Source organism: Kineococcus arenarius subsp. arenarius (genome assembly GCF_050871845.1).
Classification (GTDB): domain Bacteria; phylum Actinomycetota; class Actinomycetes; order Actinomycetales; family Kineococcaceae; genus Kineococcus.
In genome coordinates, this window is sequence record NZ_JBJLSE010000191.1 from 1 (window position 1) to 1,046 (window position 1,046).

Below are 1,046 nucleotides of genomic sequence, written 5' to 3' on the forward strand. Positions count from 1 at the left end.
CACGGCGCAGACTATCGAGCAGCAACTGCACTACGTCGCCGCCCACCCCGGCGTGGCGCAGCGGCACGCCTTCCGCGCCCGAGTGGCGCTGGCAGCGCGCAGCAGGTCGCTGCGCGCAGTCGCAGCCGAGCACGGCACCACCCGCAACACCGTGCGCAAGTGGGTCCAACGCGTCGCCACGGACCGGATCTGCGGTCTGCTCGATGCACCCCGCTCAGGGCGACCACCTCTCTACCGCGACGAGGCCGTTCGTGATCTGCTCACGCTGGCCACCTCCACCCGGCCAGGCCCGCACGCCTTGTGGACCCACCGCGCACTGCGCGATGCGCTGTGGAACCTGAACTGGGGCGTCACCTGCTCCTGGGTGACGACTCAACTCAGCGCGCTGGGCGTGAAGGTCCACCGCGTTCGCGGCTGGATCCATCGCCGTCCCGATCCGGACTTCGACGGCAAAGTCGCTGCCGTGCAGCACGCCGTCACCGCCGCCCGGGTCGACGGGCGGGCGGTGTTGAGTCTGGATGAGAAGACCGCGCATCCAGTTCGCACCCCGGTGAGAGCTGACAGTCGCGCCGGCGACGGCACGGTCCGCCGGGAGTTCGAGTACGTGCGTCGCGGCACCGTCTCCTGGTACGGAGTGCAGAACTGCGCCACCGGCGCGGTCGAGATGATCAGGGCGCGGTCCCGGATGGACTCGACGGCGTTCATCAAGGTCTTGGAGCACCTGGCGGATGCGCATGGTTGTGACTTCGTCCTGGTGATGGACAACGGGTCAGCGCACACCAGCAGGGCCACCACGGCCTGGCTGGCGGAGCATCCCGGCATCGAGGTGCTGTTCACCCCCAAGCACGCCTCGTGGGTGAACCCCATCGAGTCAGTGTTCGGGATCCTTGCTCGTCAGGTCCTCAAGCACGGCTGGTTCACCACCACGGATGAGTGCGACCGGGCCGTGCAAGCCTGGGCTCGCGAACGGAGCCAGACTCGCCGGCCCGTCCGCTTCACCTGGCAGGCCGCAGCATGATCAGGAACTTCCCGAGCTGACCACTAGG

1 protein-coding gene is annotated in these 1,046 nt (G+C 68.5%); it reads left to right on the forward strand.

Going from position 1 to position 1,046, the window contains the following annotated elements; genetic code table 11:
- Window positions 1-1,018 (forward strand): IS630 family transposase (locus ACRYM0_RS20850; RefSeq protein WP_432507762.1); only part of this gene is annotated, 1,018 nt, incomplete at its 5' end.
- Between the last annotated feature and the right edge of the window lie 28 nt (window positions 1,019-1,046).